Source organism: Teredinibacter sp. KSP-S5-2 (assembly GCF_032773895.1).
In the GTDB taxonomy this organism is placed as follows: domain Bacteria; phylum Pseudomonadota; class Gammaproteobacteria; order Pseudomonadales; family Cellvibrionaceae.
In genome coordinates, this window is sequence record NZ_CP120416.1 from 4787722 (window position 1) to 4808657 (window position 20936).

Annotated in this window: 18 protein-coding genes; 9 read left to right on the top strand and 9 right to left on the bottom strand. The window is 46.6% G+C overall.

Annotated elements, in window-relative coordinates; genetic code table 11:
* Window positions 1-2: 2 nt before the first annotated feature.
* The 5 genes from P5V12_RS20590 to P5V12_RS20610 all read right to left on the bottom strand — a co-directional run bounded on the left by P5V12_RS20590 (window position 3) and on the right by P5V12_RS20610 (window position 3679).
* Complete coding sequence (locus P5V12_RS20590) at window positions 3-1181, bottom strand: homoserine O-succinyltransferase MetX (protein ID WP_316954964.1); 1179 nt, start codon at window positions 1179-1181, stop codon at window positions 3-5.
* Between the two features lie 33 nt (window positions 1182-1214).
* The gene (locus P5V12_RS20595; protein WP_316954965.1) at window positions 1215-1508 is read right to left on the bottom strand and encodes a DUF167 family protein; all 294 of its coding nucleotides are present in this window, start codon (window positions 1506-1508) and stop codon (window positions 1215-1217) included.
* A gap of 3 nt (window positions 1509-1511) precedes the next feature.
* A complete protein-coding gene (locus P5V12_RS20600; RefSeq protein WP_316954966.1) occupies window positions 1512-2102 on the bottom strand; it encodes a YggT family protein in 591 nt (196 codons plus the stop codon).
* Between the two features lie 8 nt (window positions 2103-2110).
* The gene (proC, locus tag P5V12_RS20605; RefSeq protein ID WP_316957460.1) at window positions 2111-2890 is read right to left on the bottom strand and encodes a pyrroline-5-carboxylate reductase; all 780 of its coding nucleotides are present in this window, start codon (window positions 2888-2890) and stop codon (window positions 2111-2113) included.
* A 111-nt stretch (window positions 2891-3001) separates the two neighbouring features.
* Window positions 3002-3679 (bottom strand): YggS family pyridoxal phosphate-dependent enzyme, encoded by a 678-nt coding sequence (locus tag P5V12_RS20610; RefSeq protein ID WP_316954967.1) that lies wholly within the window; start codon window positions 3677-3679, stop codon window positions 3002-3004.
* Between the two features lie 89 nt (window positions 3680-3768).
* Here P5V12_RS20610 and P5V12_RS20615 point away from each other — a divergent pair, with 89 nt between their 5' ends.
* From P5V12_RS20615 to P5V12_RS20625, 3 genes are all read left to right on the top strand, one after another.
* Window positions 3769-4803: a type IV pilus twitching motility protein PilT gene (locus P5V12_RS20615; protein ID WP_316954968.1), complete on the top strand. Its 1035-nt coding sequence runs from the start codon at window positions 3769-3771 to the stop codon at window positions 4801-4803.
* Window positions 4804-4951: 148 nt separating this feature from the next.
* On the top strand, window positions 4952-6094 hold the full coding sequence (locus P5V12_RS20620; RefSeq protein WP_316954969.1) for a PilT/PilU family type 4a pilus ATPase: 1143 nt from the start codon (window positions 4952-4954) through the stop codon (window positions 6092-6094).
* 204 nt (window positions 6095-6298) lie between these two features.
* Window positions 6299-6622 (top strand): hypothetical protein, encoded by a 324-nt coding sequence (locus tag P5V12_RS20625; protein WP_316954970.1) that lies wholly within the window; start codon window positions 6299-6301, stop codon window positions 6620-6622.
* A 12-nt stretch (window positions 6623-6634) separates the two neighbouring features.
* Here the strand turns inward: P5V12_RS20625 and ruvX are convergent, their stop codons facing one another.
* From ruvX to gshB, 4 genes are all read right to left on the bottom strand, one after another.
* On the bottom strand, window positions 6635-7069 hold the full coding sequence (gene ruvX, locus P5V12_RS20630; RefSeq protein ID WP_316954971.1) for a Holliday junction resolvase RuvX: 435 nt from the start codon (window positions 7067-7069) through the stop codon (window positions 6635-6637).
* 14 nt (window positions 7070-7083) lie between these two features.
* Entirely contained in the window at window positions 7084-7644 is a 561-nt protein-coding gene (locus P5V12_RS20635; RefSeq protein WP_316954972.1) for a YqgE/AlgH family protein, read from the bottom strand.
* Window positions 7645-7801: 157 nt separating this feature from the next.
* A complete protein-coding gene (locus tag P5V12_RS20640) occupies window positions 7802-8677 on the bottom strand; it encodes an energy transducer TonB (RefSeq protein WP_316954973.1) in 876 nt (291 codons plus the stop codon).
* A gap of 14 nt (window positions 8678-8691) precedes the next feature.
* Window positions 8692-9615, bottom strand: coding sequence for a glutathione synthase (gene gshB / locus P5V12_RS20645; protein WP_316957461.1), 924 nt, complete (start codon window positions 9613-9615; stop codon window positions 8692-8694).
* Window positions 9616-9910: 295 nt separating this feature from the next.
* On the opposite strand from gshB, the gene pilG reads away from it, so the two are divergent.
* The 6 genes from pilG to P5V12_RS20675 all read left to right on the top strand — a co-directional run bounded on the left by pilG (window position 9911) and on the right by P5V12_RS20675 (window position 20920).
* On the top strand, window positions 9911-10306 hold the full coding sequence (gene pilG, locus P5V12_RS20650) for a twitching motility response regulator PilG (RefSeq protein ID WP_316954974.1): 396 nt from the start codon (window positions 9911-9913) through the stop codon (window positions 10304-10306).
* A 41-nt stretch (window positions 10307-10347) separates the two neighbouring features.
* Complete coding sequence (pilH, locus tag P5V12_RS20655; protein WP_316954975.1) at window positions 10348-10716, top strand: twitching motility response regulator PilH; 369 nt, start codon at window positions 10348-10350, stop codon at window positions 10714-10716.
* Window positions 10717-10728: 12 nt separating this feature from the next.
* A complete protein-coding gene (locus P5V12_RS20660; protein WP_316954976.1) occupies window positions 10729-11271 on the top strand; it encodes a chemotaxis protein CheW in 543 nt (180 codons plus the stop codon).
* A 180-nt stretch (window positions 11272-11451) separates the two neighbouring features.
* Window positions 11452-13746, top strand: coding sequence for a methyl-accepting chemotaxis protein (locus tag P5V12_RS20665; RefSeq protein ID WP_316954977.1), 2295 nt, complete (start codon window positions 11452-11454; stop codon window positions 13744-13746).
* A 22-nt stretch (window positions 13747-13768) separates the two neighbouring features.
* The gene (locus P5V12_RS20670) at window positions 13769-14617 is read left to right on the top strand and encodes a CheR family methyltransferase (RefSeq protein WP_316954978.1); all 849 of its coding nucleotides are present in this window, start codon (window positions 13769-13771) and stop codon (window positions 14615-14617) included.
* Between the two features lie 30 nt (window positions 14618-14647).
* Complete coding sequence (locus P5V12_RS20675; protein ID WP_316954979.1) at window positions 14648-20920, top strand: Hpt domain-containing protein; 6273 nt, start codon at window positions 14648-14650, stop codon at window positions 20918-20920.
* Window positions 20921-20936 lie beyond the last annotated feature (16 nt).

A 20936-nucleotide genomic window follows, 5' to 3' on the forward strand; every position in this document is an offset into this window, starting at 1 on the left:
TTTTAATCCACCGAAATTTTTTGCATGTAGTTGGAAAACAAGTCCCAGTATCGAATTTGATTGGGGATTAAAAATGCATCGTGACCATAAGAAGATTCGATTTCTGCATATACAACATCTTTATCGGCTTTGATTAGGGCGTTAACAATTTCCCGACTGCGTTCAGGCGCAAAACGCCAGTCGGAGGTAAATGACACTACCAGAAACTTACATTGTGCATGGCTGAATGCTTTTGCCGGGTCGTCATCGTACTCTCTGGCGAGGTCGAAATAATCCAGTGCGCGGGTCATCAACACATAGGTATTTGCGTCAAAGGATTTGGAAAAATTACTGCCTTGATAGCGGAGGTAAGATTCAATTTGGAATTCAACCGGTTCTTCCACACCTTGTTCAAATGTACCTGATCGAAGTTCACGACCAAATTTTTTGCCCATGCCATCGTCGGATAAATAGGTGATGTGGCCGATCATTCGAGCAATGGATAAACCGTGTGCAGGGATGGTGTCCTTTTCCAGGTAGTTGCCGTCGAAAAAGTTAGGATCCGATAAAATGGCCTGCCGGGCTGTTTGGTTAAACGCGATATTTTGTGCGGTTAACTTCATTGCTGCTGCGATGACAACGCAGTGTTTTACTCGATCGGGGTATTCCAGTGACCAACGCATGGCTTGCATGCCGCCAAGGCTCCCACCGACAACCGCTGCCCAGGTTTGAATGCCCAGTTTGTCAGCCAGGCGTGCCTGTGTGTGTACCCAGTCGCGAACGCGCAGATTGGGAAAGTCGGCCCCCCAGGCTTTGCCCGTTTCTGGGTTAATCGATGTTGGACCGGTCGAGCCGCTGCATCCGCCAATATTGTTGACGGCAACAACAAAAAATTTGTTGGTGTCTATGGGTTTGCCTGGGCCAATATAAGCATCCCACCAACCGGGCCTTTTGTCTTCGGGAGAGTGATAACCCGCTGCATGATGATTTCCGGATAGAGCATGACAAATGAGAATTGCGTTAGAAGCTTTTTCATTGAGCTTGCCGTAGGTTTCGACCACCAGCTGGTATTCATTCAGTATTCGGCCATTGGCAAGTGTAATAGGCTCATCGAAGTGCACGACTTCTGGCGTAACTATGCCAACGGAACTCGCTGATTCATAGGCTGGTGGCGAGCTGTTTGTTGCATTGGGTTTCGTCATTGTCAGGTCGCGGCTCCTATTGGTGAATCATGATTATTTGGTTTCAACTAGCGCCCCTTCGGGAACTTTTGTTGGATTGCTAATGCTCACAGTTTTTTGGCGAGATAACTCGCCGGACACAATAGTAATCCGGGATTTCGCCACACCAAATGATTTACTTAAAAACTTTAGTAAATGACTATTGGCTTTTCCGTCTATCGGTGGCGCGGTAATACGGATCTTAATTCTGTCACCATGCAGTCCACAAAACTCATCGTGTGAGGACTTGGGTTGCAGATGGCAATGCAAGATCAGTGAATCACCTTGCCATAGATAGTGAGAGGGCATGGCTTAAAAGAAGCCCACAACAGCCTTGGTGTCTAATCCTGTTGTTTGCGCCAGGCTGACAAGAATAATCTGAACCACGCCTAATGCGATAAAAACGAACAAGACCGAGAAGTCCAGGCCACCCATGGGAGGGATTATTCGTTGGAAGGGCTGGATGAGTGGTTGCATCAGCTGACGCACTAACGTGAGTATAGGGTGGTGGCTAAAAGGGGCGACGAAGCTGGAAATAACCACAATGAAAAGGCAAACGATACATATCAGTCTGGTGTAATTGAGTGTGGCGATAATTCCCCATATAAGAAGAATGCCGGGGTTCATAATGCCGTTCTGAGTAATGAAGTAATACAGTGTGCCAAAGAGCACTTGTATGACCAGCGCCAAAATGATGGACGCTATATCGATTCCAAATATGCCGGGAATAATCCTGCGCATTGGAATAAGTAACGGATTGGTCACTTTAACGACGGCCTGTGAAAATGGGTTGTAAAAGTCAGCTCTGGCGATTTGCAGCATAAAACGCAAAATAACAAATAATAGAAATAGCGTTGTGAGTGTCTGCAAAAGATAAATGAGAATAGCGGATATCGTGGTCATAGCGTTGTTTAAGCACCTAATTCTTCAGCAAGTTCTTCGGCTCGAGTGCGGCAGGCCTGCATCGCCTGGTCAACCATATCGCGAAAACCGTTCGCTTCAAAGCTATTGATTGCCTGCTCGGTTGTGCCTTTGGGAGAGGTGACTCGGCGACGCAGTTCGGCGACATCGACATCACTGTGCTTGGCCAGTTTTGCCGCGCCCAAGGCCGTTTGTATGGCAAGTGTTGCAGCGGTTTCTCTTTCCAGACCTTGTTTAATGCCGGCTTCGATCATGGCTTCCATCATCAGGAAGAAATATGCCGGGCCACTGCCAGACACGGCTGTCACACTGTCAATTAATGCTTCGGTATCCACCCAGGTCACTTCGCCAACGGCCGTCAGAATAGCGTGTGCGAGTTGTTTTTGTTCTTCGCTGGCTTTGCTGTTGGCGTACAGGCCGCTGGCACCTTCAAGCACAAGAGCGGGGGTATTTGGCATACAGCGTACTAATGGCGGTGTATTTAGCCAGGCTTCAAGGCTTGCTGCACTGATACCGGCTGCAATGGATATGACCAGAGCTTGCTCTGGGAGGGCCTCGGCTAGTTCGCAGCAAACCGGTTTCATAATCTGGGGTTTGACTGCCAGTACAACAACATCTGCATCCGCCAACGCCTGCTTGTTATCTGTATTGGTATTTACACTGTAGTCTTCGGCCAGTTTATCCAGCTCTTCCTGGGACGGACTGGTTGCTGTGATCATTTTTCCGGGATGACCGTTACTTATCAGGCCACCAATAATGCTGCGTGCCATATTACCTGCGCCAATAAAGGTAATTCGGGTTTGAGCAGAAAGAGTGGGTGATGAATGATTTGAATCGGTCAAAATGGCCTCCTGTGGCACGGGCGAAATGATGGTCGGCGATTATACCTTACGTTCACCAAATAAGGCGGTGCCTACTCGAACAATGGTTGAACCGGCGTCTATGGCTTCTTCTAAATCTGCAGACATTCCCATAGACAGGGTATCCCAATGGTGAAGGCTGATCTCGTCGCCAACGGCTTTGAATAATGCCTGCATACGAGTAAATGCGTCAGTGCCTTCTTTGGCCGGTATGCACATTAATCCATGCATTTCTATCTTATCCAGTTTGGCGATTTCTCGACATAGAGTAGCAACTTCACTTGGGTTTACACCGGATTTAGTGTCTTCTCCATCTATATTGACCTGAATACAGATTTTTAAAGGGGGTAAGTGTTCTGGGCGTTGATCGTTCAGCCTTTGCGCGACTTTTAATCGATCCACCGAGTGAACCCAATCAAAGTGAGTGGCAATAGATCGTGTTTTGTTGGATTGTATGGGGCCAATAAAATGCCATCGTACTTGTTGGTCATTTAATGTCTCAATTTTTTCGATGGCCTCCTGCAAATAGTTTTCGCCAAAGTCCTGTTGGCCTTGTAGGATCAATTCGCGTACTTTTTCGACACTCTGTTTTTTGCTGACGGCTAAAAGTGTGATGTCATCTGGATTTCTATTGGCCGACTTCGCCGCCTGTTGAATGCGGCTCTTAACTTGGGTTAGTTTGTTGCTCATGTTGTGCATATACTTAGTGGGTAATATTTTTGATGTAGTGCCTGAGTACTTGTGGTTCAGTGCGGTCAGGCGTGATTGTAAATAAAAAAGGTTAATCTATGGATATTACTGAACTCTTGGCATTCTCGGCAAAACAAGGTGCGTCGGACCTGCATTTATCAGCGGGCTTACCTCCCATGATTCGTGTCGATGGGGACGTGCGTAGGATCAACCTGCCGCCGATGGAGCACAAGCAAGTGCATTCCTTGATTTATGAGATTATGAATGACAAGCAGCGCAAGGATTTCGAAGAGTTTCTCGAAACGGACTTTTCCTTTGAGGTTCCCGGCGTAGCGCGTTTCAGGGTGAACGCCTTTAACCAAAACCGTGGTGCTGGTGCGGTGTTTCGTACCATTCCTTCAAAAGTATTGACCATGGAAGAGCTGGGCATGGGGCAGGTGTTTCGCGATGTGTCCTCCGTACCTAGAGGGTTGGTTTTGGTGACCGGGCCGACCGGTTCGGGTAAGTCCACGACTCTGGCAGCGATGATCGATTACATCAATGAAAACAAGTATCACCACGTTCTAACGATTGAAGACCCGATCGAATTTGTGCACGAAAGTAAAAAGTGTTTGGTTAACCAGCGTGAGGTTCACCGTGATACCCACGGCTTTGCTGAAGCTCTGCGATCCGCACTGCGGGAAGACCCGGATATTATTCTGGTGGGTGAGATGCGGGACTTGGAGACCATTCGATTGGCATTGACGGCCGCAGAAACCGGTCACTTGGTATTCGGTACCCTGCATACCACCTCCGCAGCAAAAACCATTGACCGTGTGGTGGACGTATTCCCTGCGAATGAAAAAGCCATGGTGCGCTCCATGTTGTCGGAGTCGTTAGAGGCGGTTGTTTCGCAAACTTTGATGAAGAAAAATGGTGGTGGCCGGGTGGCTGCCCACGAAATCATGCGCGGAACCTCGGCAATTCGAAACCTGATTCGGGAAGATAAAGTGGCACAAATGTATTCTGCTATTCAGACCGGTGGTTCAGTTGGCATGCAGACAATGGATCAATGCTTGGCCGATCTGGTGGAAAGACGAATTATTAATCGGGATGTGGCCAAAGAAAAAGCCAAAATGCCCGAAAACTTTTAGTTTTGTTTTAGTGTGTTGCGCAAAAAATAAGTGGAAGCATAGGCTTCGATGTATTCTTGCTAATGCGGAATATATCAATACTTTGAATAAATTCATTTACGTATTTTATCTGCCAATAAAGTACGTAACTAAAATGTAGGTAGTTGTGATGGATTTAGATCGTTTACTAAATTTAATGGTGGAAAAAAAGGCGTCCGACTTATTTATTACCGCGGGTGTCGCCCCTTCAATTAAATTGCACGGAAAAATTGTTCCTGTCACGACTACGCCTTTGTCGCCGGAGAAATCACGTGAAATTTGTTTGAGTGTGATGAACGATAAGCAGCGCAAAGAATTTATGGAAACCAAAGAGTTGAACTTTGCGATTAGTGCGCGAGGTGTGGGGCGTTTCCGGGCGAGTGCGTTTTATCAGCGAAACCTGGCGGGAATGGTTTTGAGGCGTATCGAAACCACTATTCCGAAAGTGGATGACTTGGGATTGCCTGAGATTATTAAAGAGTTGGCAATGGTAAAGCGTGGTCTGGTGATATTTGTCGGGGCGACGGGTACTGGTAAATCAACCTCCCTGGCGTCGATGATTGGGCACCGAAACAAAAACTCCAAAGGCCATATTATTTCCATTGAAGACCCTATCGAATTTGTTCATCAGCACGACGGTTGTGTGATTACCCAGCGGGAAGTTGGTATTGATACCGAATCGTTTGAGGTGGCTCTGAAGAATACTTTGCGGCAGGCTCCAGACGTAATTTTGATTGGTGAGGTGCGAACCAGAGAAACAATGGACCATGCGATTGCTTTTGCTGAAACTGGTCACCTATGTTTATGTACGTTGCATGCTAACAATGCAAACCAGGCATTAGATCGTATTATCCACTTCTTCCCGGCAGATCGACATTCCCAATTGTGGATGGATTTATCTCTGAACCTGAAGGCTATTGTGGCGCAGCAGCTTATTCCGACTCCAGATGGAGAAGGGCGACGAGCGTGTCTGGAGGTGTTTTTAAATACGCCGTTGGCGGCAGATATTATTCGAAAAGGCGCTGTACACGAGCTGAAAGAGTTGATGAAAAAATCCACTGAGCAGGGTATGCAGACTTTCGATCAGGCATTGTATGAATTATATGACGCTGGTGAAATTACCTACGAGGATGCACTAGCTCATGCTGACTCGCCAAACGATCTGCGCTTGATGATTAAACTCGGTTCTGAAACCGATGCGGAATACCTCTCTAATGCGGCGGATGAATTAAGTATTCAGGACGAAGAAAGTAATCGGACACGTCTATTCTAGCCTTTCACCCTTCATCTGAAACCACCTCCTGCGGGGTGGTTATTAGTTTTTTTTGAGCTAAATGAAATATAAGAGTTCATGTCTTTGTTACTATAGTGCTGGGCTGGGAATGCGTGGCCTCTTCGGCTGATACTGCCCTGTCTGTATAAAGGCTAATCGGTATCGGCAATCGAACAATAAAAGATTTTTAACAAGGAACATGGAATGAAAATAGTTTTATTTATACTCGCCTTTATCTCAATTAATGCATTTGCAGATTGTGACGCAAGTGGTTGTACTGGGGTTACTATTACAAGAATTGTAGTAACTCCTGGTAGTGGAACGCTGATTAGCACATCCGGTGATGAGTCCAAGTTAACTTGTGATGCCACATCTAAAGGTTATATTGCGTTGAATCCCGCTGATTCGAACTACAATGCCACCTATGCGCTGATTTTAGCTGCTCACACAACAAAACACCCTATGTGGATACGAACCAATGACGGGACAGGTTCTTGTGTGGTTCAGTATGTGGTTTCAGACATGTAGCTCAGTAAGAGTTTATTGGGGCTGACTTCTAAACCAGCTTTCTAAAATAAGACGTGCGGCAATTGAGTCCACCGGGTTGCGTGCGTAGTTGCTGCTCGTCTGGCCACGTTGAAAGGCTTCTTCTTTTGCTTCCCTGGTAGTTAGGCGCTCATCGAAGAACTCCATCGGTACGCCATAACGTCCGTGGATCCGGTTGCCGAATTTCCTGGCCCGTCGGGTCATTTCCATTTCTGTGCCATCCATATTGACCGGTAAGCCAACGACGACAAGGTCTGGTTGCCATTCCAGTATCAGGCTGTATATTTCCTGCCAGTCGGGAATGCCGTCAACAGCTTTTAGGGGCGGTAATTCGCCGCCTGAGCCTGTCAGCGATTGGCCCACGGCGACACCAATAGACTTGGTGCCAAAGTCGAAAGCGAGAACATTGGTAATATTTGGTGGGGGCATTTAGTACCAGTTAACTAGGCATGACCAGCAATGCTGGAAATCAAATTCATATCGATACCGAGCTGTTTTGCCGTCGCAGCCCAGCGCTCTTCAATGGGTACGTCAAAAATAATATTACTGTCGGCGGGAAGGGTTAACCAGCTGTTTTCCGCGATTTCTGACTCAAGCTGTCCGGGTGCCCAGCCGGCGTAACCAAGAGCAAATAAAGCGTTCTTGGGGCCTTCGTCTCGGGAAATGGCGGTCACTATATCCTTGGATGCGGTAAGACAGATTTCGTCGGTAATTTTTAGTGTGGATTGCCATTGGCCGCTTTGTCGGTGAAGAACAAACCCGCGTTCCAGATTGACCGGGCCACCGGCTAAAACAGGTTGGCTGCGATGTGCGCTGTGCCGGGAAAGTTGAAGCTGATCGAAAACATCGCCCATGGTGATATCCATAGGTTGATTAATAATGATGCCCATCGCGCCGTGCTCGCTATGGTCACACAAATAGGTGACCGAATGAGAGAATATTGAACCCTCAAGCGATGGCATGGCGATCAGGAAATGATCGCGTAAACTTTCGGTGGCACTCATATCTTCTTTTTGCAGCGTTCCCATACTTTTAGTATGAAGGCTGCTTCCGATAAAACAAGCATTTGATAAGGCAAATTACTGAAAATTTGACTTTATTGATCGTGAAATATTTTTATTGCATTTAGGTGCATACATTGCGCTTTTTTTTGAATAAAAACTACTTGCCGGTGCTTAGGCCGGATATTTCAAAACGCCAGGTTCGGATGATTTCCAGTTGGTCTGTGGTGGAGCGTATTTCTTTGGGGAAAGGCGCAAATGGGCTGGCTAGACGCACAATATGTTCTGCTGCACGATCCAGAATACTGTGACCGGATGACTGCAATACTTCAACGCTCTTTACTGCACCATTGGGGTATATGGTGACGGAAAGCCTTAGGTTGCCAAATATTTGTTTTTGGAGGGCTTCTTCGGGGAAGTTCTGATTGCCAATGGCTTCAATCTTTTGTGACCACTTGTACAGGTATTCAGCATCGTAAGATTTTTTTGTCGAAACCGAAGTGAGTCTCCGAATTCGGGGTTGCTTAGCCATATCTTGTTTAATTTTATCGAGCTTGGCTCTCAGGCTTGCTATCTCTGGATTAACCCACGGGACTTCTTCTTGATGACCGGGGTCGGTTTCCTCTTCTTTCTCTTCTTCTGAAAGCTCATCGGTACTTACTTCAAAGCTTTGGTCTTGAATGGTGGCCAATAATTGATTTCTTGCGGTTTGAGGTGTGGACTCTTTTAAGTGTGCAGCCTGAAATGTGTCGCGGATACTGATGTCTTCAATTTCGGCAACCTTCTTGGTTGACAACTCTTTGACTTCTTCTGCTGTACCACTTGCCTCTTGGTTCATTTGTGCCAGAAAATCCGCTTTTTCTGGTTCAACCTGAGATTTGTGAGTTGCTAAGGTAATGTTTAATGTTGGCGCAATGGTATTGCCTTTATCAATCTTGAAGGAGATACCAAACACTAATAATGCGTGAATTGCTGCCGCAATAAATAGGGTAAAGCTTAATCGATCATTACTGCTGACAGCGTCTTCAATGTTCATGTTTCGTGTTTTAATTATTGCAATTTAGTTTCAATAGCGTTCATTAATAAACCGCCGATATCGGTACCATATGCCTTATCGATTTCGCGGGCACAAGTTGGGCTGGTGACATTGATCTCAGTAAGGTAGTCGCCAATAACATCCAGACCGACAAATAATAACCCTTTCTCCTTCAATGTGGGGGCGACTTGTTCGGCAATCCAGCGATCTCTATCGGATAGAGGTTGTGCAACACCTCGGCCACCCGCGGCAATATTACCCCGAGTTTCTCCTTCTGCTGGAATTCTGGCCAGACAATAGGGAACCGGTTCGCCATTGACCACTAAAATTCGTTTATCGCCGTTGCTGATGTCCGGGATATAAGATTGCGCCATGATGTATTCCTGGCCATGGTTCGTTAGTGTTTCGAGAATGACGCTAACATTGGGGTCATCGTTTTTACAGCGAAAAATACCACTGCCTCCCATTCCGTCGAGCGGTTTAAATATGACATCGCCGTGTTCTTTATGAAAGCTCTTTAAGCGTTCAGGATCTTGGCTCACAATGACGGGTGGACAGCATTGAGGAAAGTGGGTGGCAAACACTTTTTCGTTACAGTCACGTAAACTTTGCGGGCGATTAATAATTAGGCTTCCCTCTTTTTCCGCCTGCTCAAGAATGTAGGTGGCATAGATAAATTGATTATCAAATGGCGGATCTTTACGCATTAAAATCGCGTTTAGTGTGCTTAATCTAATGACCTTTTCTTCTTCTTTCTCAAACCAACACTCTGCATCGTCGAATACTTTAATATAATTACCTTTGGCGAAAGCGATTCCTTGATCAAGATATAGGCTTTTTAATTCCATATAGTAAAGTCGGTAGCCTTTTTTTTGAGCAGCGAGCATAAGCGCAAGCGTAGTGTCTTTGTAGTGCGTGATTCCTTCGATAGGGTCCATCACTACACCAATTTCAATCGGGTTACTGGATTTGTCCAAGAGAAAATCTCCGAAAAAATTAATTGTTGGAAAAAAGTTGGATTTTGGACGATGCTAAAAGGTACGGATTCATAGAAGCGAAAGCAATAGTCTCCTTTGAACGACTTGGCAAAATCACGAGATTTCTCGTTTTTTCAAGCAGTTATAGATTAAACTGCGAATCTGTGTTAAAAGTTACTGTAATCGGCTTAAAGTGCGGTAACAACACATTATTGCAGCTATTATGAGTCATAGATAACGACGTTAAGGTCTTCTTATGGACGTGAACTTAGAACACCTGAAAGTGATGATTATCGACGACAGTAAAACTATTCGTCGAACGGCTGAAACCCTATTGAAAAAAGTGGGTTGCACCGTGGTCACTGCTACAGACGGTTTTGATGCGTTGGCAAAAATTGCCGATACGCGCCCTGATATTATTTTTGTGGACATCATGATGCCCAGGTTGGATGGTTATCAAACCTGTGCATTGATAAAAAACAACAGCGAATTCAAGTCGACACCAGTCATCATGCTATCCAGTAAAGATGGCTTGTTCGATAAGGCCAAAGGACGAATTGTAGGTTCTGATCAATATTTGACTAAACCGTTTAGCAAGGGAGAATTGATCGGTGCGATTGAGGCACATGTTAAGGTCGCGCACGCAAGCTAATTTTTGAATCAACTTAAAATCCAGGCTCTTCTGGGGGAACCATGGCTAAAGTACTAATTGTTGATGATTCACCTACGGAAACCCACAAGTTGACCAGCATGCTGGAAAAAAATGGCCATTCGGTCATTACTGCGGGGAATGGTGAAGAAGGTGTAGCGACGGCTAAGGCCGAGCTTCCCGATGTGGTGTTAATGGATATTGTGATGCCTGGGCTTAACGGCTTTCAGGCTACCAGACAGCTAACCAAAGCCACCGAAACTTCGCATATTCCCGTCATCATCGTGACAACCAAAGATCAAGAAACGGATCGGGTATGGGGGATGCGTCAAGGGGCTAAAGCTTATTTGACCAAACCTATCGATGAAAAAGAACTGTTCGACACCATGAAAAAAGTCGGCGTAGGTAGTTAATCGGTTGGATTGATGTCAAAAGATGCGGCATATCAGGCACTCGCGAGTCTCGCAGCGCTAAGTAAACAATCGGCCAAAGGCCTTCCTGCACAGCAGAAGTCTGCGCCAAGATGGAGTGGTGTAGGCTTTTCTTTTATGGGGTTTAAGTTTGTCACGCCCATGGGGATCGTGGCAGAACTTATGGAGTTACCTCAATCGACACGTCTTCCTGGAGTCCAGCCTTGGGTTATAGGGTTGTCCAATGTTCGTGGACGTTTGTTAGCGTTGTTCGATCTGCCGCAGTTTTTGGGTGGCAAGTTAATATCACAAAAAAAACAACGACGTGTACTGGTGCTGGAAACGGATACGTTATACAGCGGCCTGGTGGTGGATCAGGCTTACGGTATGCAGCATTTTTATATAGATAGCTTTCGGGAGTCTGTTGAGGGGCTGCCTGAATCAATCGCCCCTTATGTGCGTGGTTCATACTCCAATGCGCAGGGGGAGCAATGGTTGGTTTTCCGCATGGAAACCCTTGCTGAAGATGATCGTTTTACTAACGCCGCAGCGGTTTAACGAATTAGATTTGCTGAATTGGGCGCGAGTGAAATAAAGTAAGTGAAATTGGAGCCTTGTTTTGGGGTTCTATTGGCGAAAGCCAATTCATTAATTTAGTTTTCAAAACCAAATGTTTGCCGTATAGGCAATTGCAAAAAATTATAACTGGCAATACATACATTCGCTTGGGAGCGTCGTATGAAGAGTGATTCCGTCGGCCTGATTGCTCGGGTCAAAGCTAACCCCGTGTTAGCATCTTTAATTCTTGCCTTGATCGGCTGTGGTGTCTTGATAGCCCTGATCATTTATCAGCTACTTAAAGATGCTGCTCGCGACCAAAGCTATTTGCAGACTATTGGTAACCTGAGGGCATCCTCGTACCAGCTGACTGCACTGACGCGAGATGCGACAGGGGGGGACCAAGAAGCATTTACTCAACTCAGCCGAGTTGTGGCAAGCATGGAGTCCTATTGGCAGCAGTTGAAGAGTAGTGACAATCAAACCCGTTTGATTCTGTCGAAAGAAATCAGCGCGTTTGAAGGTGTATGGAACGAAGTGTCCAGTAACGCCAAGGTCATTATTGAAAACAAGGATACGATTGTATTTCTTCATGACGTTGCAACTACGCTGAATGAATCCCTTCCAGAACTGCAGGCGGAACATAACAATATTGTTGAAATTCTGTTGGAAAACGAGGCTCCTGCTGACCAAGTGTCTGTGGCACAAATGCAGTCCTGGCGTGCGGAACGTATTGGTCGAAACGTAGACAAAATGCTTCGTGGTGGTGTTGACGCTGACCGCGCAGCAGACCAGTTTAACCTCGATGCCAGCTTGTTCGGAAAAGTCCTGGCTGGTATGAAAACTGGTGATGTCGCCATGAGTATTTCTCGAGTAACTGATCCTGAAGCCAATGCCAGTTTGGACGAAATCAGCGAACTCTTTGAATTTGTTAGTGGTTCGGTGAGAGAAATCTTTGAGGCGTCTCCATCTCTATTCCGAGCTCGCCAGGCTTCCAACAAAATTCTTGATGACTCTCCGCTACTACTTGAATCTTTAACCTCCCTGTCTGACAAAGTGAGTGCTCTGCCATCCGAACGGAGCGTAAACAACACAGTTTTACTTGGGGTTGGTGCATTCGGTCTGTTGTGTTTGATTCTGATTGGTTGGCAATTAAACCAGGCAACGAATGCTCGTTTGAAAGAAACAGCGGAAACCAATGAGCGAAACCAAAACGCGATTCTTCGACTTCTTGATGAGCTGGCCGACCTGGCAGACGGTGACTTAACCACCACAGCAACGGTAACGGAAGACTTTACGGGTGCGATTGCGGACTCGATTAACTATACGGTTGACCAACTCAGGGTTCTGGTTTCGCGGATTAACGAAACATCTGAACGGGTTGCGTCGGCATCAAAAGAAACACAGCAGACAGCACTTCACCTGGCTGAGGCATCTGAGCACCAGGCGCAGGAAATTGCAGGGGCATCCGCTGCGGTAAATGAAATGGCGGTCACTATTGACCAGGTATCGGCTAACGCCGCTGAGTCAGCGGGTGTTGCGGAGCGGTCGGTATCGATCGCGAACAACGGCGCAAAAGTGGTACAAAACACCATCCACGGGATGGATACCATTCGTGAACAGATTCAGGATACTTCGAAACGTATTAAACGCCTGGGTGAATCGTCACAGGAGATTGGTGATATCGTAAGTCTGATTAACGACATTGCTGACCAAACAAATATTCTTGCACTTAACGCCGCGATCCAGGCATCTATGGCCGGTGACGCTGGTCGAGGCTTCGCGGTGGTAGCGGATGAGGTTCAACGCCTTGCGGAACGTTCCGCAACAGCAACCAAGCAGATTGAATCTCTGGTAAAAGCCATTCAGAACGACACCAACGAAGCGGTAATCTCGATGGAGCAAACCACTTCTGAGGTGGTACGTGGAGCCCGCTTGGCACAAGACGCGGGTGTTGCTCTGGAAGAAATCGAAACGGTATCGGCTAACCTTGCGGAATTGATTCAAAACATTTCGAACGCAGCACGTCAACAAGCCTCATCCGCTGGTCACATCTCCAATACGATGAACGTTATTCAGGAAATTACCTCGCAAACCTCTGCGGGTACAACTGCCACCGCAACGGCGATTGGTAACCTGTCCGACATGGCTTCCGAACTTCGTGGTTCGGTACAAGACTTTAAGCTTCCTGATGAAATGGGTGATGAGGATAGCGAAGACAGAGAGCTGTCTTCAGATACGACTGAATTTTCCACAGAAGACCTTATTCAGGAAGAAGAGTATGCAGCTCAACTCGCGGAAGAAGACGTGGTTGATATGGATATGGAAGTGGACGAGTCCGGTGATTACGGGATAGATGAGGATTACACCACCCTGGAAGATGAGGTGGTTGATCTGTCTCTTGATGATGCGTTACCTGAAGACCTTGGAGAAGATGTATCCCTCGAAGGGTTTGATGACGATAGCAAACGATAATTAACCGACGGGTTATTCACTCATGATTTGGTCTTTGCAAGCAGCTCCAGACCTCACCGATCAACAGTTTGATCAGTGGAGTAAGTTACTGGAAGAGCGCGCGGGCATTTGCCTCAGTGATCAGCAGCGGGTGTTTTTACAAACCCAGGTTTCCATGCGCATGCGCGAGCTTGGGCATAGCGATTATTCTCAGTATTACAATCGCGTGATCGATGGGGTAAACGGCTTGATGGAATGGTCGGTATTAATCGACCGCCTCGTAGTAAAAGAAACCAGTTTTTTTCGCCATAAACCTTCCATTGATTTTGTGCGAAATTATCTGCAGGAAAAAATAAATAATAACGACGTCAACGGTTCTTTTGATGTCTGGAGTGTTGGCTGTTCTTCGGGCGAAGAACCCTATTCTCTGGGTATGACATTAAACGACTGTTACGAGTTTGCACGTCGAGAGCCCTACTATGGAATTATTGCCTCGGATATCAGCAGGGCGGCATTAACGATTGCCAAAACCGGTGTTTATCCACAGCGAAAAGTGGAAATGATGGAGCCACACTATCGCCAGAGATACTTTAGCCAGCTGGAAAATGGACGTTATCAGTTAGGTGGAGCGCTCAAAGAGCGAGTGTGTTTTAACCATGCCAATGTCTTAAACATCAGCGAAATGCCCACCATAAAACTGGATGTGATTTTCTGCCAAAACCTGTTGATTTATTTCCGTCGCTGGTTGCGTCACGAAATCATGAATGCTTTTGTCGAGCGTCTAAAACCAGGCGGCATTATTGTGATTGGACTTGGTGAAGTCGTAGATTGGGTGCACAGAGATATTACTCGTGTCGCTGTTGATGAAGTTCAGGCCTATACACACAAATGAGCTTGGTCTTGATAGGGGTTAAATAGGCTTATGGGAGAAAAACGTAACTTTGCAGCCTTGGATTGGGTCGTCAATGAAATAGACGATACCCTCAAGGATGCACGTCAGGCGCTTGAGTCCTATGTGGAAGACCCAAAGGATTCGACTCGTCTACGTTTTTGTCTAACGTATATCCATCAAGTGCACGGCAGCTTGCAAATGGTGGAGTTCCACGGAGCCTCACTTCTTGCCGAGGAAATGGAACAACTAGCTCAGGCAATATTGAATCAATCTGTATCCAGTGCGACAGAAGCGCATGAAGTACTGATGCGTTCGCTGCTCCAGTTACCCTTGTATCTGGATCACGTAAAATCCAGTAAAGACGATCATCCGGGAATTGTTCTACCACTCCTGAATGACTTGCGTGCGGTTCGTAAACAAAGTTTATTAACGGAAACCAATTTATTTTCTCCCGATCTTTCGGTAATAAAAACCGTTAAAGGTAAGATGCATCCCGCCGCCAGCAATCCTGAAAAGCTGGTGCAGGTGCTTAAAAAATTGCGGGAGATGTACCAGTTCGCTGCGGCCAGTGTGTTACGCGGTATTGGCATTGAAGAAAACCTCGGTTATCTGGATAAAGTTTTTTCCCGTCTGGAATTATTAACCCAAGGGACAAAGAGTTATCCCACCTGGACGGTAGCCAGTGCCATGATCGATGGCTTGGTGCGCGACGATATTGAATTAAGTGTTGCTGTCCGTGGTTTACTTCGACATTTGGCCAGAGAGTTACGGCTACTTGCGGAGAAAGCACCGCAAAGTCTAAATGTCGAACCGCGCGAAACCCTGCTGAAAAACTTGTTGTATTACGTTGCCGGTGCGGAAGATGGCAGCGAAAAAATCGCAAAAGTTAAAGAAGATTACAAATTAGATTCTGCATTACTTAAAGGTTCTGCGGGCTCTGATGGTCGTGATCGAGACGGTTTGTCGGCACCGGATCCAGAGGCCGTTCGTTCTGTGGTCGTGGCCTTAAGCGATGAGCTTTATTCCATTCAAAGAATTTTGGAAGAAGCAATTAGTCATGATTCTGCTGAAGAATTAAAAGAAATCCTTCCTGTTGTAAAACGAGTAGCCGATACCTTGGCAATACTGGGAATCGGAGATCTGCGTAAACAAGTACTGCAACAAAATGAAGTACTTGAATTGATGAGTACATCGGCGTCGGTAAACGAAGATGTATTAATGGAAGTTGCTGGCCGCTTTGTTGAAATAGAGCATCGACTCGAAGCTATTTCGCGTGTTGTTGGTAAAAACAAAGATTTGGATAATCTTGATGAAAGAGAGATCGAGATTGATCAGGCCAAAGTAACGGTTATTCGTGAATGTCAAAGTGGTTTAGATAAAGCCAAAGACGCCATCGTTGAATACATTTCTTCCAAATGGGATAAAGACCACCTATCGAATATTGGCTCGTTGCTGCACGATATTCGTGGCGGCCTGGATATGATTCCGTTACCCAGAGCGGGAGAAATTCTCGGTGAGTGTGATCGGTATATTCGAGAAAAGCTGGTTGAAGGGGAAGAACATCCAGAGTGGTCTTCACTAGATGCCTTGGCTGATGCAATTTCCAGTGTTGAATATTATTTAGAACAGCTTGCCAATGATTTTGAAGAGGATGCCGATGCGCTGCTTGATGTGGCGGAACAAAGCTTAGCTATTCTGGGCTATGGTCCAGGCGTGAGTGCTGGCACGACGGAAGCGACACGAACTCAAGAAGAGCAAGCAGTCGAAGAAGAAATTATCGTTGAACAAACGATTGAAGAAGTGGTTGCGCAGGCTTCTCCAGAGCTTGAGCAGGCACTTGCTGAAGATGATATTCAAGAGCAAGTAGTCGCTTCTGAAAACGAGGTTACTGAACCTGAAATAGAAGAATCTCAGGACTATGCTGAATCCGTTCCTGAGTCTATTGCTTCTGCACTGGAGCCTGAGCCTGCAGTTGAAAGTATCGATGTCGATGAAGACGAGGAAGAGGATGAAATAGACGACGAAATCGTCGAAATCTTCATCGAAGAGGCCGGGGAAGTTAGAGAAACACTCGATGAGTATTTCCCTAAATGGCAGGCTAATATGGATGATCAGGATTCCCTGACTGTCGTGCGTCGAGCCTTCCACACATTAAAAGGCAGCGGTCGCATGGTGAATGCTCATGATATAGGTGAGCTGGCCTGGTCTGTCGAAAACATGCTTAATCGTGTAATTGACAACACTGTGACGGCAGACGCGAAGCACGCTGAGTTGATCAAAATGGTGTTGGAACTATTGCCAACTTTGATCGATGCATTTGCCCATAACAAGCCTAACCCTGAGCATGAACTGACAGAACAATACATGGCTTGGGGTAAAGCCATGTCGGAAGGCCAATTCCCAGAGTTGGTCGTACAGTCTTCAGAACCAGCTGCAACACAAGTAACTGACGCGGATAAAGACGATGGCGATGAAGATGAAGCGCAGTTATTGAGAGAGATCTTCTCATCCGAAGCCAAAACTCACCTGACAACGGTGAGGGATTTTATTCGGCATCAGGATCAGGAAGCGCCAATTTATTCACCGCCTACCAATGAATTACAGCGCGCGCTGCATACACTTAAAGGCAGCGCCAAAATGGCGCAAATCACACCGATTGGTGGTGTGGCTGAACCGCTCGAATTATTTGTAAAAGAGTTAGTGACCTATCAGGTATCACTAACGCCAGATATTTTGCAGCTCATAAAAGACGGTGTTGAGTACGTGAATGCGGGTATTCAACAAATCGACCGTAAAGAGCTGGTTGACATCCCTCGCTTGCCTCAATTCCTGGCGCGTTGTGCGGAGTTACGTGAACTATCTGTAGGCCACCTGATTCATCAGAAAGAAGCGATCAAGGACGGACAAAAACAGGTTGATCCCCGGTTACTCTCCATCTTCATGGCTGAAGAAATGGAACTGCTGCTTGATGCTGATGTGCTGCTTGATGATTGGAAGGCAACTCCTGAGAGCAAAGATAAGTTACCAGAACTGATTGAAGAATTGGCTGCACTCACAGAAGGTGCCAAGCAAGCCAACTTGCCGGCAATGGAACGCATCAGTAGTGACCTGAATAAGTTGCATATTCAACTGAAAAATCGACAGCAGAGCTTCGATGAAGACTATTACGCAATTGCTCGTGAAGCGCATGAAGCCCTGTTGGATATGGTTGATGCCGTGGCTGCCGGCCAACTTATGGCACCGCCATCGGAAAATATTGTAGCCGCACTAGAGTCGCTCTTACTTCGCGGAGAACCTGCTCAGCAGGAAGACGTTCCGGCAGAAGAATATATTGATGAGAGTATTGTCTCCGACGAGGAGCATGAAACTGTTGTCAGCTTCACAGAAGACGAAGATATTGTTTTAAGTGAAGAGTTGGTGGTAGAGCCAATAGAGGTTGATGAACCTCAGGCCTTTAATGAAGAAGCATACGATTCCGAAGAAGAAATCGAAATTGAACTGGTCGATGAGGATGAAGATTCGGAAGAAGGTTTTGCTGAAAGCTTTGAGCTTGAAGACGAAATTGAAGTAGAGCTTCCTTCTGATTCCGCGGCGGATATAGAAAGTCTTTCAGAAGAAACAACGGACACTGTTGCAGAAACAGAAACAGAAACAGAAACAGAAACAGAAACAGAAACAGAAACAGAAACAGAAACAGAAACAGAAACAGAAACAGAAACAGAAACAGAAACAGAAACAGAAACAGAACAAGCACATATACCTGTCCCCGATGATGCGGGTGAAGTAGAAGAACAGGTTGCTGAGCTGGTCGAGCAAAGTGGCAGCGGTGGGAGTTTTGCTGGCCTGCTCGATACCATCGATACCCACAGCGAAGATTTTGACTCGGATATTCTGGAAGTCTTCCTTGAGGAAGCCGACGAGCTGGTTGAAGAGTTGGATGAAGCCATTCATCAATGGGAATCTAACTGGTCGGACTACGGTGCTGTCGATCAAATTAAACGTTGCCTGCACACACTTAAAGGTGGTTCGCGTTTAGCTGGATTACCTAACCTGGGTGAACTAACCCACGAATATGAAAGCTTTCTGATTGCGGCCAATCTTGATGTTGTGGATGACGCATTCTTTTCTCAGGTACACAGCTACCAGGATCAGGTTCTCGGTGGTGTACGTGCAGTAAGAGACTTCCAGGAAAGCGGTGCAGCTTATGCCGAAGCGAATCCTGATGGTAAGCCTGAGCCTATTGAGCCTAAGGCTCCGGAAAGCGTTCAGGTTGAAGCACCAGCTGTCGTAGAAGCAAAACCAGAGGTTAAAAGCGAAGATACCGATTCCAAAGGCATTGTTGTGCCCTTTGCTCCGAAAGCCAAAGAAGTGGCTCCCCCTCCAAGCGGCGGCGGAGACACTGGCTTCAGTATGCCAAGAACTTCCGGCGGTGGGCAGCAGGCTGCTACAGCCATTGCGAAAAAAGCCGCTCCGCAAGAGGTTGTTAAAGTTTCCTCTGAACTATTGGAAGAGTTGGTAAACCTGGCTGGTGAGACATCGATCAGTCGTGGTCGTTTGGAAGAGCAGGTTAGTGATTTTAGCTTCTCGCTCGATGAAATGGATGCAACTCTGGCGCGTTTGCAAGAGCAGTTAAGGCGTCTCGATATCGAAACAGAAGCTCAGGTTCTATTCCGTCAGGAGCAAATGGCGGCACATGATGAGTTCGACCCACTCGAAATGGACCGGTACTCTCAGTTGCAGCAGTTGTCGCGTTCGCTGACAGAGTCCGCATCCGACTTGGTGGATTTGAAGAATACGCTGGAAGATAAAGTACGTGACACCGAAACTGTTTTGTTGCAGCAGTCGCGCATTAATACCACCTTGCAAGAAGGTCTGATGCGCTCGCGTATGGTGCCATTCTCACGTTTGGTGCCGCGTTTGCGCCGAATAGTTCGTCAGGTCGCGTCTGAATTAGGTAAAAACGTTAGCTTTGAATTAGATAACGTTGAAGGTGAATTGGATCGTTCCGTATTGGAACGCATGGTACCGCCCCTAGAGCATATGCTGCGTAATGCGGTGGATCACGGTATCGAAATGCCGGAAGACCGTATTGATTCAGGTAAGTCTGAATCTGGACGTATTGTTCTAACATTGGGCCGCGAAGGTGGTGACGTGATTATCCGCCTGGCTGATGATGGCCGGGGTATTAACCTCAAGCGTGTTCGGGAGAAAGCGGTTGAGCGTGGTCTCATGGCTCCAGATGCCCGGTTAAGCGATCACGAGGTATTACAATTTATTCTCCATGCCGGCTTTAGTACTGCTGAAAATGTCACACACATTTCCGGTCGGGGTGTGGGCATGGATGTGGTGACCTCTGAAATTAAGCAGTTGGGTGGTTCGGTAAAAATCAATTCTGAGTGGGGTAAAGGCACAGAGTTTGTTATCCGTTTGCCTTTCACCGTGTCGGTTAACCGCGCGTTGATGGTGACCTTGGGGCCGGATAACTACGCGGTACCATTAAACTCCATCGAAGGTATTGTGCGAGTCAGTCCATTTGAGTTGGAGCACTATTACAACGACCCGAATGCCCGTTTTGAATATGCTGGGGAAAATTATCAGGTTCGTTATCTCGGCAGTCTTCTGGGTAGTACTACGCGGCCCAAACTGGAAGGGCAGGCACTGCCACTTCCCGTTCTGTTGGTGCGCTCAGCCGAGCACACAATGGCTCTACAAGTCGACTCGTTGCAAGGCAGCCGGGAAATTGTAGTGAAAAGCCTGGGGCAACAGTTTTCAGCGGTGCAAGGGCTATCTGGTGCAACCGTGATGGGGGATGGTAGTGTTGTTGTTATCCTGGATACTCACGCTATCGTTCGGGAAGAAATTGCACGTGCCACACCTCAGTTGCCAAAAATGGATGATTTGTCGCATCAAGGTGAAGTTGAAAAAGTTTCTACAGTCATGGTCGTGGATGATTCCGTGACTGTGCGTAAGGTAACCAGTCGCTTCCTGGAACGTAATGGTTTCAATGTGATTACCGCGAAAGACGGTGTCGATGCTATCCAGATTCTTCAGGATACCATCCCCGATGTCATGCTGTTGGATATTGAAATGCCGCGTATGGACGGCTTTGAGGTGGCAAAAAACATCAGAACCACGCGACGTTGGAAACATTTACCTATAATTATGATTACTTCTCGTACTGGCGATAAACATAGAGATCACGCCTTCAGCTTGGGAGTGGATAATTATATGGGTAAACCTTATCAAGAAGATGTGTTGCTGGAGTCCATCAACGATCTTCTCAAAAAAGCACGTACCAAATAAGCTACATGGACTAGTT